Here is a 15072-nt window from a genome sequence, read left to right on the forward strand (position 1 = left end):
GCCCCGGCGGCCGGCGTGCTCGCGGTCGAACTCCTCCAGCAGCGGCACCGGGTCCAGGCGCAGGGCCCGGCACAGGCCCCGGATGTGGCCGCGTGCGTAGAAGTCCCCGCCGCAGGGGACGAAGTCCTCCTCCTCGATCGCCCGGAGTACCGGTTCCCGGATGCGTGTACGGGCGCTGAGGTCGGCGACCGTGAATCCCGCCGCGACGCGGGCGGCGGACAGTGTGTGTCCGATCGTCGCCATACGCACTCCCCTCGCGACTATATGTATCTGACTGAGTCCACTCTGCCGCTCCCGGCGCGCGACACGCAGGCCACCACACCCCATGAAGCCCCCAAGATCCCGCCAAATCGGACAGAATTACGGCCAGAATTTTCGTCCGGATACGGTCATCCCCTTGTCCCCGGGCCCGTGTCTGCGATGATCTTGGATCCCCCGCCCCTCTCCCCCGAGACCTCACGATGCCCCAGCACTTCTCCGCCGCCGAACTCGCGGGCGACGCACCGGTCGACGCCGCCCGCGACGCCCTCGACGCGTTCCGCTCCTGGAGCGGCGCCCATTCCGGCGACATCGCCGCACACGTGTACCGGTGGTCCTCGCACCTGCCCGAGGTCCTCGAACGGCGCCCGCTGCTGAACCGGCTGCGCCGCGGCCTGGACCCCGGGGCCGCACGGACCGCCGAGCAGGCGCGGCTGCGCCGGCGCGCCCTGCGCCGCCACGCGCTCGCCCTGGGCGAGGTCCCCTCCCCCGGGGTCCTGGACCGGCTCACCGCCGACCCGCGCCGGCTGCCCCTGCCCGCGGTCCCCGCACCGGTCGACGGCGTCGGCATCGCACTGGACCGGGTCCGGTTCAGCGCCTCCCTGCGCCGGGTCCCCGGCCTGGGGACGCTGCGCGAGCGGATGGCCCGGCTGTACGCCGCGCTGCCCGAGGAGGCGATCGCCGCCGGGGCCATGGACCGGGCCGCCCGGACCATCGGCGGGGTGCTGGCCGTGGCCTCCCACGACACCCTCGGCGAGGACGACGACACCACGGCGGCGCACCTGCGGCGGGTCGTGCCGGGCGCGTACGCCCTGGCCGTCGCCCAGGCGGTCATCGACCTGCCCGCGCACGCCCGGCACGACGCACACCACCGGCTGCTGCCGCACCTGCTGACCGAGTCCGAGCCCGCCGAGGGGGTGCCCGACGACCCGTTGGCCGAGGAGCTGCACACCGCCCACGTGCTGCTGCTGGACGGCTTCCCCTTCACCGGGCACCGGGCCCTGTACCGGGCCACCGAGGTCATGTACCTGGCCCGCGCCCGGGCCGAGCGGCGCACCCGCGAGGACGCGGTCCGCGACGGCGGGGACACCCTGCTCGCCGACGCGGTGCTGGAGACCGGCGCGGGCGCGATCGCCGCCACCCTGCTGGGCCGCCGCAACCCCCCGGCGGACCTGCTCCGGCCGCACCTGGCCGCGGCGCTGGCCACCCGGTTCCGGCACGACCTGCTCAACCGGGTGCGGGACGCGGTGACCGGCCGCCTCACCACGTTCACCCTGGCCCCGCAGGACCTGGACGGCGACCCGCTGCACGACCTCTTCGCCGCCGAGGCCCACCTGGTCGCGACGGTGTTCGACGGCGACGCCGGGGTGGCCGACGCCCTGGCCCGGCACGGCGCAGCCCGGCTGGCCGACCACCTGGCCCGGTGGGGCGGCCGGGTGGAGGAACTGCTGGAGGTGCACCGGGTGACGCCGGAGATCGAGGCCCTGTTGCGCTCGGCCGCCCGGCCGCCCCGGCGCAACGCACTGACCGGAACGGCCGGGACGGGGCGCGAGGAGGTCCGGCCGACCGGGGCGACCGACCCGCGCACCTTCGCCGCCGACCGGTCCGTGTTCGTCGACGCCGCCCTGACCCGGCACGCCGCGGGCAACGGCGCCCGCGGCCCGCGCGGGGTACCGTCCCGTTCCCCCGACGGACCCGAGGGGCCGCTGCGCCCGGCGTTGGCGCTGATGCTGGTCGAGGGCGCGGCGGTGGACCCCGAACCGCTGGCGCCGCTGGTGGCCGCGGTGGAGCTGTTCCACACCGGGAGCCTGGCCTTCGACGAACGCGCCTCCCACCTGGCCGGGATCGCTCTGGTCTCCGGCGGGTACGGGCTCATGGCGCGGCTGGCCGCGACGCACCCGCCCGAGCGGGTGGTAGGGGCGATGGCCCGGATGGGCGCGCTGCTGGGCCCCGAGCGCCTGTGCCGGGGCCGCCACCTGGACAGGGCGCTGGCCCGCGGCGAGGCGCCCGCCGACCCGGCGGGGTTCCTGGAGGTGTACGCGCTGACCGCCTCGACGGAGATCGAGGTCGCGCTGGCCCCGACCGCGATCCTGCTGGGCCTGCCCGAGCACGAGGTGGACCTGCTGACCGCCTACGCCCACCACGCCGGGATCGTGCGGCGGGTCCGCTCGGACCTGCTGGCCGGGCCCGACGCCGACCGGCCCACCCTGGCCACCGCGCACGGCCGCGTCACCGCCGCGCGCCTGCTCGCCGAACACCGCGACCGGGCCGAGGCCGCCCTGGACGGCCTGGCCCTGGACACCGCCCTGCTCCGCGCCGTCCTGGACCACTTCGCCACCCGGAGGGGGTGAGGGCGCCGGCGGGGTTCCGAAGGCCCGGCGCGGACGTCCTCGGGGACGGGTCCGGGGCCGTCAGGCCGCCCGTTGGGGGCGGTGGCGGGCGGTCCAGTGTTCGGTGGTGCTGACGCTGGTCCGGAAGCGTTCAGCGGCTCGGCGTAGCGGCCAGCCGTCCTCGACCACGCAGCGGGCCAACGCGAGGCGGCCTGCGGGTGTGAGTTCGGCGTTGGCGTGGGTAGTGTGAGCCATCGAGGGCCTTCCGGTCAGCGGTGCAGATCTCGCAATCCACACCGATACCGGAGGCCCTCTTGTCGTGTGTCAGCCGGGGTGGGCGTTCCTAACGTCTGTGGTCGGTACACCTAGGGCGTATTCGGCGGATGCCCTCGTGCGGCTCGGCGCCTGCGCCGAAGGACACGGGCGGCCGCCGGGCGATCTCCCGCACGACGACGAGCGCAGGCGCCCCTACCCTGCCCTGCCCCGCAGGCTCGGCGGTGTCGCACAGCGGTCGGACACGCCCTAGCCTCCGCGGATGTCGGTGAGGACGGCGGGGAGGTCGTCGGGGGTGACGAGCACGTCGCGGGCCTTGGAGCCCTCGCTGGGGCCGACGACGTCGCGGCTCTCCATGAGGTCCATCAGACGGCCCGCCTTGGCGAAGCCGACGCGCAGCTTGCGCTGGAGCATCGAGGTCGATCCGAACTGGGTGGTGACCACCAGCTCGACGGCCTGCAACAGCAGGTCCAGGTCGTCGCCGATCTCCTCGTCGATCTCCTTCTTCTTGGTGTCGGCGACCGCGACGTCCTCGCGGTAGCTGGGCTCGGCCTGCTTCTTGCAGTGGTCGACGATCGCCCGGATCTCCTTCTCCGACACCCAGGCGTTCTGTAGGCGGATCGGTTTGCCCGCCCCCATCGGCAGGAACAGGGCGTCGCCCTTGCCCACCAGCTTCTCCGCGCCGGGCTGGTCGAGGATGACCCGGCTGTCGGCGAGGCTGGAGGTGGCGAACGCCAGCCGGGAGGGCACGTTGGCCTTGATCAGGCCGGTGACGACGTCGACGCTGGGCCGCTGAGTGGCCAGCACCAGGTGGATCCCGGCGGCCCGGGCCAACTGGGTGATGCGCACGACCGAGTCCTCGACGTCGCGCGGGGCGACCATCATCAGGTCGGCCAGCTCGTCCACGATCACCAGCAGGTACGGGTAGGGCTCGTACACCCGCTCGCTGCCCAGGGGTGCGGTGAGCTCCCCGGTGCGCACGGCGGCGTTGAAGTCGTCGACGTGGCGGTAGCCGGAGGCGGCCAGGTCGTCGTAGCGGCGGTCCATCTCCCCCACCACCCATTGCAGGGCCTCGGCGGCCCGCTTGGGGTTGGTGATGATGGGTGTGATCAGGTGCGGGATGCCCTCGTACATGGTCAGCTCGACCCGCTTGGGGTCGACCAGGATCATCCGCACCTCGTCGGGGGCGGCCCGCATCATCAGCGAGGTGATGAGCCCGTTGATGCAGGTGGACTTGCCCGCGCCGGTGGCGCCGGCGACCAGCACGTGCGGCATCTTCGCCAGGTTGGCGACGACGTTGCTGCCCTCGATGTCCTTGCCCAGCCCCACCAGCATGGGGTGGTCGTCGGAGGTGGCCGCCGGGGAGCCGAGCACGTCGCCCAGGCTGACGATGTCCTTGTCGGTGTTGGGGATCTCCACGCCGATCGCGGACTTGCCGGGGATCGGCGACTGGATGCGCACGTCGGCGCTCTTGACCGCCAGGGAGATGTTCTTGGTGAGCGCGGTGACCTTCTCGACCTTGACGGCCGGGCCCAGTTCGATCTCGTAGCGGGTGACCGTCGGGCCCCGGGTGAACCCGGTGACCTCGGCGTCGATGCCGAACTGGGTGAGCACGCCGGTGAGCGCGTCCACCACGTCGTCGTTGGCCTTGGTGCGCGGCTTGACCGGGCTGCCCGGCTTGAGCATGACGGGCGGGGGCAGCTCGTAGTCGCCCTCCACCACCCGGGAGGGGAGGGTGAGCTGCTCGGTGACGGCGGGCGCCGGGGTGGGGTCGGGGACGGCGATCTTCGCGCGGCCCTTCTTGCCGCCCTTGCCGGCCGCGGCCTGCGCCGCCGCCTCCTCTTCCTCGTCGGTGAGCGCCGGGGCGACGGGCTCCTCGGGCAGGACCGGGCTGTCGTAGGGGCGCTCGTGATCGCCCGCGACGGTCTCGGCGGCCGCCGCGTCCGCCGCCTTCTTGCGGGGGCGGCGCTTGCGGGCGGGCTTGGCCTCCGGTTCGGCGCCCAGGATGCCGATGCCGGAGTCCGGGCCGGTGTCGCGTTCCATGAGGGCGCCGAACAGCGTGTGCAGCCGCTCGGGGATGCGCCGGATGGGGGTGGAGGTGACCACGAGGATCCCGAACACCAGCACCAGGGCCAGCAGCACCCCGGTCAGCCAGGGGGTGATGACGGCGCTGAGCGGCCCGGAGGCGACGAACCCGATGAGGCCGCCCGCGTCCTGGAGCGCCTCCAGCCCCTCGGAGGGCTGCGGGATGCCGTGCGCGATGTGGATGAGGCCCAGCAGGCCCAGCATGATCGCGCTGGTGCCGATGAACAGCCGCCCGGCGTCGCCCTCCCGGGACGCGCCCGGGGTGCGCATCAGGCGGATCGCCAGCGGCAGGAACAGCAGCGGCAGGATCGGCGAGAACGTCCCGAACGCGCCGACCACCACCAGGCGGGTGTACTCCGGCAGCGGGCCGGCGCTCTCCCACCACACGGCCGCGGCGACCAGCATCCCGGCCGCCAGCAGCAGCAGGCCGGCCCCGTCCCGGCGCAGGTCCGGGTCCAGGTCGCGGGCGCTGCGGCCCACGGCGCGGGCGGCCCCGCCGACGGTGTGCGCGATGAGCTTCCACAGCACCAGCAGGAACTGGCCGAACATGGTGACCGCGAACGCGATGGGACCGTCGGGCATCCGCTTGGCCGCGGGTCTGCGGGTCGCGGGCTTCTTGCGCCCGGAACCGCCTGAGGAGGCGCGCGGGGACATGGGGTCACCTCCGTACGGGGGGAGCGGTCACGACCGGCGGGCGCGATTCCCGCCACGGCGGGCAGCCTATCGACTCGTCCACCCCCGGACCCCGTCCCGGGACCGGCGTGTCGCACGAAGCGCCGAACGGTCCGGGACCGTTCGGCGCTTCGCAGGGGTACCGGCCCGGGTCAGACCTCGACCAGGACCGGGATGATCATCGGGCGGCGGCGGTAGGTGTCGTTGACCCACCGGCCGGTGCTGCGCCGGATGAGCTGGCGCAGCTGGTGGGGGTCGTTGACCCCGTCCCGGGCCGCCTTGTCCAGGGCGTCCTGGATCTTGTCGATGACGTCGTCGTAGGCGTCGGCGCCGATGCCCGCGCCCCGGGTGTGGATCTCCGGGTCGCCCAGGATCTTGCCGGTGCCGGAGTCCACGGCCACGACGACGGAGATGAAGCCCTCCTCGCCGAGGATGCGGCGGTCCTTCAGCGCGGCGTCGGTGACGTCGCCGACGGAGGAGCCGTCCACGTACACGTACCCGGCCTGCACGGCGCCGACGATCTTGGCGCGGTTCTTGTACAGGTCGACGACCACGCCGTCCTCGGCGATGACGATCCGGTCCGCGGGGACCCCGGTCAGCTTGGCCAGGTCGGCGTGGGCGCGCATGTGCCGCCACTCGCCGTGTACCGGCATGAAGTTGCGCGGGCGCACCATGTTGAGCACGTACAGCAGCTCGCCGGCGGGGGCGTGCCCGGACACGTGCACCAGGGCGTTGCCCTTGTGCACGACCTTGGCGCCCCAGCGGGTCAGGCCGTTGATGACCCGGTTGACCGAGTTCTCGTTGCCGGGGATGAGCGAGGACGCCAGCAGGACGGTGTCGCCGTCCTCGATGCGGATCTGGTGGTCCCGGTTGGCCATCCGGCTCAGCGCCGACATCGGCTCGCCCTGGGAGCCGGTGCAGATGAGCACGGCCTTGTCCGGCGGCAGGTCGTCGAGCTGGCGCACGTCGATGATGGTGTCGCCGGGGATGCTCAGGTAGCCCAGGTCGCGGGCGATGTTCATGTTGCGGACCATCGACCGGCCCACGAACGCGACCTTGCGGCCGTGCTTGGTGGCGGAGTCGATGACCTGCTGGACCCGGTGCACGTGGGAGGCGAAGCAGGCCACCACGATGCGCTTGTCGGCCTGCCGGAACACCTTGTCGATGGCCTCGGTCAGGTTGCGCTCGTTGATGACGAAGCCGGGCTGCTCGGCGTTGGTGGAGTCCGACAGCAGCAGGTCCACGCCCTCGTCGCCGAACCGGGCGAACCCGGCCAGGTCGGTGAGGCGGCCGTCCAGCGGCAGCTGGTCCATCTTGAAGTCGCCGGTGTGCAGCACCGACCCGCCGGGGGTGCGGATGCCGACGGCCAGCGCGTCGGGGATGGAGTGGTTGACCGCGAAGAACTCCAGGTCGAACGGGCCGAAGTCGCGCCGCTCGCCCTCCTCCACCTGGACCACGACCGGCTTGATGCGGTGCTCGCCGAGCTTGGCGGAGATGAGCGCGAGCGTGAGCCGGGAGCCGACGATCGGGATGTCGGGGCGCTCGCGGAGCAGGAACGGGACGCCGCCGATGTGGTCCTCGTGGCCGTGGGTGAGGACGATCGCCTCGATGTCGTCCAGGCGGTCCCGGATGTAGTCGAAGTCCGGCAGGATCAGGTCGACGCCGGGCTGCTCCTCCTCGGGGAACAGCACGCCGCAGTCGACGATGAGGATCCGGCCGCCGAACTCGAAGACCGTCATGTTGCGGCCGATCTCGCCCAGGCCGCCCAGCGGGACGATGCGCAGGACACCGTCGCCCTGGGGCGGGGGCGAGCTCAGCTCGGGGTGGGGGTGGCTCATACGGAACCCTCCGTGAGGCGCTCGACGCGGACGGCGCTGGCCGGGACGGCCTGGTGCGGGGCGAGGCCGATGGGGCCCTTGACCCCGGCGGCGGCCAGGTCCTCGCGCAGCAGTGCCTGGAGCTCGGCGGAGGCGTCCGCGAGCGGTGTGCGGACCGGTCCGGCGGGCAGGCCGAACAGGTTGAGGACGGCCTTGGTCGTGATGACGCCCTGGGTGCGGAACATGCCGGTGTAGACCGGGGTGAGCCGGCGGTGGATGGCCAGTGCCTGGCCGACCTCGCCCGCCTCGTAGGCGTCGATCATGTCCTTGAGGTCGCTGCCGACGATGTGGCCGACGACGCTCACGAAACCGGCCGCGCCCACCGACAGCAGGGGCAGGTTCAGGATGTCGGTGCCGCAGTAGTAGGCCAGGTCGGTGCGCTCCATGACCCAGGAGCTGGCGCCGACGTTGTCCTTGGCGTCCTTGTTGGCCACGATGCGCGGGTGCTCGGCCAGCCGGACCAGGGTCTCGGAGGCGATGGGCGTCCCCGTGCGGTGCGGGATGTCGTACAGCATCACCGGCAGGTCGGTGGTGTCGGCGATCTCGGTGAAGTGCCGGATCAGCCCCTCCTGGGGGGGCTTGTTGTAGTACGGGGTCACCGTCAGGAGACCGTGCGCCCCGGCCTTCTCCGCGGCCTTGGCCAGCTTGACGCTGTGCCGGGTGTCGTTGGTGCCGACGCCCGCGATGATCTTGGCCCGGTCGCCGACCGCCTCGATGACGGCGCGCAGCAGCCGGTCCTTCTCCTCGTCGCTGGTCGTGGGCGATTCGCCCGTGGTGCCGCTGATGACGAGGCCGTCGTTGTGCTGCTCGTCCACCAGGTAGGTGGCGAGTCGGGCGGCACCGTCGTAGTCGAGCTCACCGTCTTCGAGCATGGGTGTGACCATCGCGGTCAGCATCTTGCCGAATGGGCGGTACTTGGTGTTCACCATGGTGTGTGAAAGGCGCGCGGACCGCCGCCGCGGGGCGGCGGGGATCCTGTGTCGCCCCTCCTCCTCTCGGTGTGTGCGGTCCCGCCGTGCGGGGCGGAGCCGGTGGTGTGGCGTACGGATGAAAGTGCGGAACCGTTGTCCGCGTCCGCGACCGGGGCCGGGTCGGACCACTGCGGGGTCCGACGGGGGCGGTCGCGGAGAAGCCTGTGCCGGTCGTGTCCGGGCCGCGTCCGCGCGGGCGCCGGTGGCCGGGTCGGCCCCGTCCTCGTGGGTCGAGGGAGGGGCTCGCATGTGAACCTACCCGTACCGTGTCCCGGCCATCGGGCCGGGACACGGGCGGGAACCCGCGGATTCGGGGCGGGCGGGTCGATGCGGAGGGGCTGCGGCCGTGACCGGTCAGTCGTCCTTGCCGTCCGGCAGGAAGAGGCTGGCCAGCCAGCTGATGATGCCGACGACGATCGCGCCCCAGAAGGCGGGCCAGAAGCCGTCGATCTCGATGGGCAGGCCGAAAAGCCCCGCGATCCACTCGGTGAGCAGGAACAGCAGCGCGTTGACGACGAGGCCGATGAGCCCGAGGGTCAGTGCATAGAACAGGCAGCCGACCGTCTTGACGATCGGTTTGATGACGGCGTTGACGACGCCGAAGATCAGGCCAAGTCCCAGGAAGACGAGGATGGTCTCCGTCGTGTCCGAGGTCGTGACCTCGATGCCGCTGACCAGGTAGGCCGCCAGCCAAAGGGCGAGCGCGTTCACGATGACTCTGATAATGAAGCTCACAACGTAGATGTTCCCACGCCGTGGCAAGGTCCCGAAACTCCGGCGTGGGCGCACTCGTGCCGATGACTCCCCCAGGAGGCCTGATCGTGTCCGGTGCCCAGTTCGTCCGTCCCGCCCGTTCCGCCGACGTCGACGCCGTTGTGGACGTCCAGGTGGCCTCCTGGCGGGAGGTGTACGGGGGCCTGCTGCCCGAGGCGGTGATCGCCGAGATCGGCGGCGAGGAGGCGCGCAAGAACTTCCACGCCCAGTGGTCGGCCGCCCTGGAGTCGCCGCCCACCTCCAAACACCGGCTGGTGGTCGCCACCGACCAGACCGACGGGGTGCGCACGGTGGTGGGCTTCGCCGCGTTCGGTCCGGCGGGCGACCCCGACCTGTGGCCCGCCACCGCCGCGGAGATCTTCGCCCTGCACGTGGACCCGGCCCTGACCCGGCGGGGGCACGGCGGCCGCCTGCTCAACGCGACCGTGGACCACCTGGTGGAGGACGGGTTCGCCATCGCGTACGTGTGGGTGCCCGAGGCCGACAACGCGCTGCGGGCGTTCTTCGAGTCCTCCGGCTGGGCGCCCGACGGCGCCCGCCGGGTGCTCGACCTGGGCTCGGAGCTGCCGATGGTGCGCCTGCACGCCGGGATTTAGCGCTCGCCCCGGTCCTCCGCTCCGCTTCGGACCGCACCCGGCGCCCCTTGAAGGCGGGAACCTTCGGCCCCTACGGAGAAGCCCCCGTACCTCGGACTTCTCCTCCAGGACCTCCAGAACGATGGTGTCCCATCGAGTGGTGTGACTTTTCCGGCCCTGTTCCCACGGATGCGCGTCAGCGGTGTCGGGCGGATCGGTGCGCCGCCGTCTCCGGCGGCTTCTTCATCCCGGCCGGCGGGCCGCCGGTACGCGATGGCCCGCCCGGTTTCGGCCGACCATCGCGATGACCCGCAAGGACGCACCCGCGCGAAAATCACACCACTCCCGGGGACGTGACCTCCAGAACCCCGCCGGCGCCTCGTTGTAGCCCCGGGGCGCGGCCCCGGGGCTCGGGAGCAGGCACTACCGTGGGGAGGTCGTAGCGGCGCGACGCGCGCCGGCCGTCGAGCGGTGGAGGGACCCGGCAGTGGCCACGGTCAGCGAATGGATCTCGGGGATGCGCCCCCGGACGCTTCCGAACTCGGTCGTCCCGGTGGCGGTCGGTACCGCGCTGGCCTTCGCCCTGGACGGGTTCGTGTGGTGGAAGGCGCTGCTGGCCCTGGTGGTGTCGATGGCCCTCCAGGTGGGAGTGAACTTCGCCAACGACTACAGCGACGGGGTCAAGGGCACCGACACCGCGGAGCGGACCGGGCCGACCCGGCTGACGGCGACCGGCCTGGCCGCGCCGAAGCAGGTGCTGGCGGCCGCGCTGGGGAGCTTCGTGTTCGCCGGGCTGGTGGGCCTGGTGCTGGTGGTCACCACGTCGTGGTGGCTGCTGCTGGTGGGCGCGGTGGCGATCGGCGCCGCCTGGTACTACACCGGCGGGCGCACCCCGTACGGGTACCGGGGCCTGGGCGAGGTGTCGGTGTTCGTGTTCTTCGGCGTGGTGGCCGTGGTGGGCACCGTGTTCGTGCAGCTGGAGTCCGCGCCCTGGCAGGCGTGGACGGCGTCGGTGCCGGTGGGCCTGCTGTCCTGCGCGGTGCTGGTGATCAACAACCTGCGGGACATCCCCACCGACCGGGAGACCGGCAAGATCACACTGGCGGTGCGGCTGGGCGACGCCGGTACGCGGCGGCTGTACGCGGGGATGGTCGTCGCGGCGTTCGCGGTGGCCCTGCCGCTGGTGGCGGTGTCCTGGTGGGTGCCGCTGGTGCTGCTGGCGGCCCCGCTGGCGGTGCCGCCGCTGCGCCGGGTGCTGGGCGGGCAGACCGGCCGCGACCTGGTGGCGGGCCTGGGCGAGACCGGGCGGCTCCAGATGGCGTTCGGCGCGCTGCTCTCGGTGGCGCTGCTGCTGGGCTGACCGGCCCGCGCCGGTGGCCGGGTGCGGACACGAACGACTCGTAGGCGGCCTGTTACCGGCCGGAGACCCTTCCCTGCCTAGGTTCGAGGGCATGGCGACTCCCCGCAGGACCGCCGCGGCACTGGCCGCCGCGGCGCTGACGCTGACCCTGGCCGCGTGCTCGGCGAGCCCCGGCAACCCCGCCGACGCCCCCGGCTCGGACGAGACCTCGCTGGGCCGTGACGGCCTCTCCGAGGCCGCCTCCCCCGCCCCGCGGCCCACCGCCGCGGGAGAGGCGGCGCAGACCGTCCCACCGGCCCCGTCCGACGGGGCCGAGGCGACCGTGGCACCGGCGGACGGGACCGACCTGCCCTCCCTCGCGGTACAGACCGACGGTACCGAGATCGTGGTGGTGGTCGGCCCGGTGCGGCGGACCGGCGGCGACCTGGCCGACCTCACGGTGACGGTCCACCTCGTCGGCGGATACGGTGCGCAGGCGTCGACCCTGGTGGGCTCGCTGGAGGAGAGCGAGCTGATCGACACGGAGAACGGGAGGGTCCACCGGGTGGCCCGGGACCGGGACGAGGTGTGCGTCTGCTCGCGGGTGGGAGATGTGTACCTGTCGCTGGACGACGCCATGGTGCTCAGCGCCACCTTCGCGGCCCCGCCGCGGGATGTGGACGAGGTCGACGTGCGGCTGACCCTGGGCGGGACGTTCTCGGGGGTCCCCGTTGTCTGAACACGGGACCGAGGCGGAGCCGGAGTCGGAATCCGCAGCCCCCGCCCGGTCCTTCGGGTCGTGCCTGCGCAGAATCGTCCTGGTCCTGGGCGGCGGCCTCGTCCTCTACGGCCTGTGGCGGATGCTCCCCGTGATCCTGCTGTTCGGGGCGTTCCTGTTCGGCTGCATGCCCTCCCCCCAGGACCACTTCGTCAACGACACCACGTACGTCCCCCCGGTCAACGAGAGCCCGGTGGACACCGCTCCCGTCCTGGGGATCAAGGCACCGGTCGAGGAGGTCGAGGCCCCGGTGGAGGACTTCGAGGCGCCCGTCGTGGACGCTCCCTGACACCGGGACGCCCCGGGCCGCGGTGCGGCGGCCCGGGGCGGAGGAACGACGGATCAGCCCAGGTCGAGCAGCGGCTCCAGGCCCACGGTCAGCGGGTCGGGCAGGTCGGCGACCCGGCGCACGCCCAGCAGCACGCCGGGCATGAACGAGGCCCGGTTCATGGAGTCGTGGCGGATCTTCAGGGTCTCCCCGTCGGTGCCGAACACGACCTCCTGGTGGGCGATCAGGCCCTGGATGCGCAGCGCGTGCACCCGCACCCCGTCCACGTCGGCGCCGCGGGCGCCGGGGATCTCGGCGGTGGTGGCGTCGGGCATCGGTCCCACCCCGGCCGCCCGGCGGGCCTGCGCGACCAGCTCGGCGGTGTGGTAGGCGGTGCCGCTGGGGGCGTCCGCCTTGTTGGGGTGGTGCAGCTCGATGATCTCGGTCGACTCGAAGTAGGGGGCGGCCTTGGCCGCGAAGTGCATCATCAGGACCGCGGCGATGCCGAAGTTGGGCGCGATGAGCACCTTGGCGCCGGGTTTCGCGGCCAGCAGCTCGCGCACCCGGTTCAGCTTCTCCTCGTCGAAGCCGCTGGTGCCGACGACGGCGTGGACACCGTGGCCGATCAGCCACTCCAGGTTGTCCATGACGACGTCGGGGTGGGTGAAGTCGACGACGCAGTCGGCCCCCAGCACCCGCTCCCGGTCCTCGCCGGCGTCCGCGCCGCCGACGAACTCCATGTCGTCGGCCCCCCGGACCGCGTTGACGACCTCTGACCCCATGCGCCCTTCGGCGCCGAAAACCCCTACCTTGAACACGGCACGAGCGTAGCGGATCGGCACGGCCCCGCGCGGTACGACCTGGGCCGGTGCCGGCCGTGTGAGACCATCGGCCCATGGCGGACGGGAGGGGCGCGGGCGGCGGCGAAGAGTCACAGCACCGGTTGGGCACTCTCCTGAACGGGCTGCGCGCGACCGTGCTGGGCGCCAACGACGGCATCGTCTCCACCGCGGGCCTGGTGGTGGGCGTGGCGGGCGCCACCCCTCAGCGCGAGGCCCTGCTGGTGGCGGGGATCGCCGGGGCACTGGCCGGGGCGCTGTCGATGGCGGCGGGCGAGTACGTGTCGGTGAGCACGCAGCGCGACACCGAGCGCGCCGCGCTGGCCCGGGAGCGGCGGGAGCTGGCCGACGACCCGACCGGGGAGCTGGAGGAGCTCGCGTCCATGTACCGGGACCGGGGGCTGAGCGAGGAGCTGTCGCGCCTGGTGGCCCGGGAGCTCACCGACCACGACGCGCTGCGCGCCCACGCCGAGGTGGAGCTGGGGCTCACCCGCTATCGGGTGGACCCCTGGCAGGCGGCGTTCGCCAGCCTGTTCTCCTTCGTGCTGGGCGCGCTGGTGCCGCTGGCGGCGATGCTGCTCAGCTCCGACGTATGGCGGCTGCCGGTGACGGTGGTCGCGGTGCTCACCGCCACCGGCGCTCTGGGCGCGGTGAGCGCCCGGCTGGGCGGGGCCCTGCCGCTGCGGGCGGCGGTGCGGTGCGTGGCGGGCGGTTCCTTCGCGATGCTGGTCACCTACCTGGTGGGGACGCTGGTGGGGACGCTCGCCCCGCTCTAGGACGTGTGCGGCGGATGCCTTCGTTCGGTTCGGCGCTCGCGCCGAAGGACACGGGCGGCCGCCGGGCGATCTTCCGCACGACGGCGAGCGCAGGCGCCCCCACCGTGCCCTGCCGCGCAGGCTCGGCGGTGTCGCACGGCGGGGCCCGCCCGGGTTCGGCCATCCGAGCGCAGGCGGCTCCGCGGAGGCGCCGCGCCGACGGCGTCCGCTGAGGTCGGCGGTGGGCGACGGGCGGGCGGAACGACCCGTCGAACACGCCCTGGCCCCGCCCGTCCGCGTCACCGCGCCGCGGACAGGCTCAGCGCGAAGTCCCCGTCCGGGTCGGTCCACCAGTGCGTCGGCTCGAACCCGGCCTCGTCCAGCTCCCGTTCCAGGCCCGCCCGGCGGAACTTGGCGGAGATCTCGGTGCGCATCTCCTCACCCGCCGCGAAGTCGACGTCCAGGTCCAGGGCGGTGACGCGCACGTGCTGGTCCACCCGTGAGCGCAGCCGCATCTCGATCCACTCCTCCTTCTCGTTCCAGCGGGCGACGTGCTCGAACTCCGACGGGTCGAAGTCGGCCGCCAGCTCCCGGTTGATCACGTTGAGGACGTTGCGGTCGAACTCGGCGGTCACCCCCTGTGCGTCGTCGTAGGCCGCGACCAGCCGGTCGGGGTCCTTGACCAGGTCGGCGCCGAGCAGGAAGGTGTCGCCCGGACGCAGCACCGCCCGGATGTCGCGCAGGAACGCCGCCCGCGGCTCGGGCTCCTGGTTGCCGATGGTCGAGCCCAGCACGGCGATGGTCTGCCGCCCGCCGTCCTCGCGCACCGGCAGCAGGCCCAGGTGGTGCTCGAAGTCGCCGACCACGGCGTGCACGTCCAGGTCGGGGTAGTCGTCGGCGACCCGGCGCGCGGAGGCGGCCAGGAAGTCGCCGCTGACGTCGACGGGGACGAACCGGGCCAGGGTGCCGTGGCGGCGCATGGCGTCCAGCAGCAGCCGGGTCTTGACGCCCGAACCCGAGCCCAGCTCGATGAGCGCCTCGGAGTCGGCGGCGTCGGCGATCTCGTCGGAGCGCTCCTCCAGGATGGTCCGCTCGGCCCGGGTGGGGTAGTACTCGGGGAGTTCGGTGATGTCCTCGAACAGGGCGCTGCCGCGTTCGTCGTAGAACCATTTGGGCGGCAGCTGTTTGGGGGTGGACGAGAGTCCTTCGGCGACGTCCCTGCGCAGTGCCTTGTCCAGGTCGTCGGCGGTCAGGTTGCGGTCGATGCGGAACACGGCG

Annotated in this window: 13 protein-coding genes and 1 pseudogene; 6 read left to right on the forward strand and 8 right to left on the reverse strand. The window is 73.0% G+C overall.

The features are described from left to right. Positions 1–243: RodZ family helix-turn-helix domain-containing protein (locus tag QJS33_RS25860; protein WP_306370681.1), on the reverse strand; the 243-nt coding region annotated here is incomplete at its 3' end. 218 nt (positions 244–461) lie between these two features. Between QJS33_RS25860 and QJS33_RS25865 the strand changes: the two genes are divergently transcribed. Further along, positions 462–2609 (forward strand): hypothetical protein, encoded by a 2148-nt coding sequence (locus QJS33_RS25865; protein WP_306370682.1) that lies wholly within the window; start codon positions 462–464, stop codon positions 2607–2609. Between the two features lie 78 nt (positions 2610–2687). Here QJS33_RS25865 and QJS33_RS25870 read toward each other — a convergent pair. The 5 genes and pseudogenes from QJS33_RS25870 to QJS33_RS25890 all read right to left on the reverse strand — a co-directional run. Continuing rightward, positions 2688–2843 (reverse strand): annotated as a pseudogene (locus QJS33_RS25870) (IS481 family transposase); the annotation flags it as partial. A 267-nt stretch (positions 2844–3110) separates the two neighbouring features. Beyond that, a complete protein-coding gene (locus QJS33_RS25875; protein ID WP_306370683.1) occupies positions 3111–5600 on the reverse strand; it encodes a DNA translocase FtsK in 2490 nt (829 codons plus the stop codon). A gap of 170 nt (positions 5601–5770) precedes the next feature. After that, positions 5771–7456: a ribonuclease J gene (locus tag QJS33_RS25880; RefSeq protein ID WP_306370684.1), complete on the reverse strand. Its 1686-nt coding sequence runs from the start codon at positions 7454–7456 to the stop codon at positions 5771–5773. After that, entirely contained in the window at positions 7453–8424 is a 972-nt protein-coding gene (gene dapA, locus QJS33_RS25885) for a 4-hydroxy-tetrahydrodipicolinate synthase (protein WP_306370685.1), read from the reverse strand. The genes QJS33_RS25880 and dapA overlap by 4 nt, the downstream gene beginning before the upstream one ends. A gap of 396 nt (positions 8425–8820) precedes the next feature. Further along, positions 8821–9201, reverse strand: coding sequence for a phage holin family protein (locus QJS33_RS25890; protein WP_306370686.1), 381 nt, complete (start codon positions 9199–9201; stop codon positions 8821–8823). A gap of 86 nt (positions 9202–9287) precedes the next feature. On the opposite strand from QJS33_RS25890, the gene QJS33_RS25895 reads away from it, so the two are divergent. From QJS33_RS25895 to QJS33_RS25910, 4 genes are all read left to right on the forward strand, one after another. After that, entirely contained in the window at positions 9288–9836 is a 549-nt protein-coding gene (locus QJS33_RS25895; protein ID WP_306370687.1) for an N-acetyltransferase, read from the forward strand. Between the two features lie 466 nt (positions 9837–10302). Further along, positions 10303–11175 carry a 1,4-dihydroxy-2-naphthoate polyprenyltransferase gene (locus tag QJS33_RS25900; RefSeq protein WP_306370688.1) on the forward strand — a complete coding sequence of 291 codons (873 nt, stop codon included), beginning with the start codon at positions 10303–10305 and terminating at the stop codon, positions 11173–11175. 91 nt (positions 11176–11266) lie between these two features. Continuing rightward, positions 11267–11893, forward strand: coding sequence for a hypothetical protein (locus QJS33_RS25905; protein ID WP_306370689.1), 627 nt, complete (start codon positions 11267–11269; stop codon positions 11891–11893). After that, positions 11886–12221 carry a hypothetical protein gene (locus QJS33_RS25910; RefSeq protein WP_306370690.1) on the forward strand — a complete coding sequence of 112 codons (336 nt, stop codon included), beginning with the start codon at positions 11886–11888 and terminating at the stop codon, positions 12219–12221. Before QJS33_RS25905 ends, QJS33_RS25910 begins: the two co-directional genes overlap by 8 nt. A gap of 53 nt (positions 12222–12274) precedes the next feature. Here QJS33_RS25910 and dapB read toward each other — a convergent pair whose 3' ends face one another. After that, entirely contained in the window at positions 12275–13018 is a 744-nt protein-coding gene (gene dapB, locus QJS33_RS25915) for a 4-hydroxy-tetrahydrodipicolinate reductase (protein ID WP_306370691.1), read from the reverse strand. A gap of 77 nt (positions 13019–13095) precedes the next feature. Between dapB and QJS33_RS25920 the strand changes: the two genes are divergently transcribed. After that, positions 13096–13815, forward strand: coding sequence for a VIT family protein (locus QJS33_RS25920; RefSeq protein ID WP_306370692.1), 720 nt, complete (start codon positions 13096–13098; stop codon positions 13813–13815). A gap of 278 nt (positions 13816–14093) precedes the next feature. Here the strand turns inward: QJS33_RS25920 and egtD are convergent, their stop codons facing one another. Beyond that, positions 14094–15068, reverse strand: a complete 975-nt coding sequence (gene egtD / locus QJS33_RS25925) for an L-histidine N(alpha)-methyltransferase (protein ID WP_306370693.1) — start codon at positions 15066–15068, stop codon at positions 14094–14096. Positions 15069–15072: the final 4 nt, after the last annotated feature.

It is taken from the genome of Nocardiopsis sp. CC223A (assembly GCF_030766825.1).
Classification (GTDB): Bacteria; Actinomycetota; Actinomycetes; order Streptosporangiales; family Streptosporangiaceae; genus Nocardiopsis.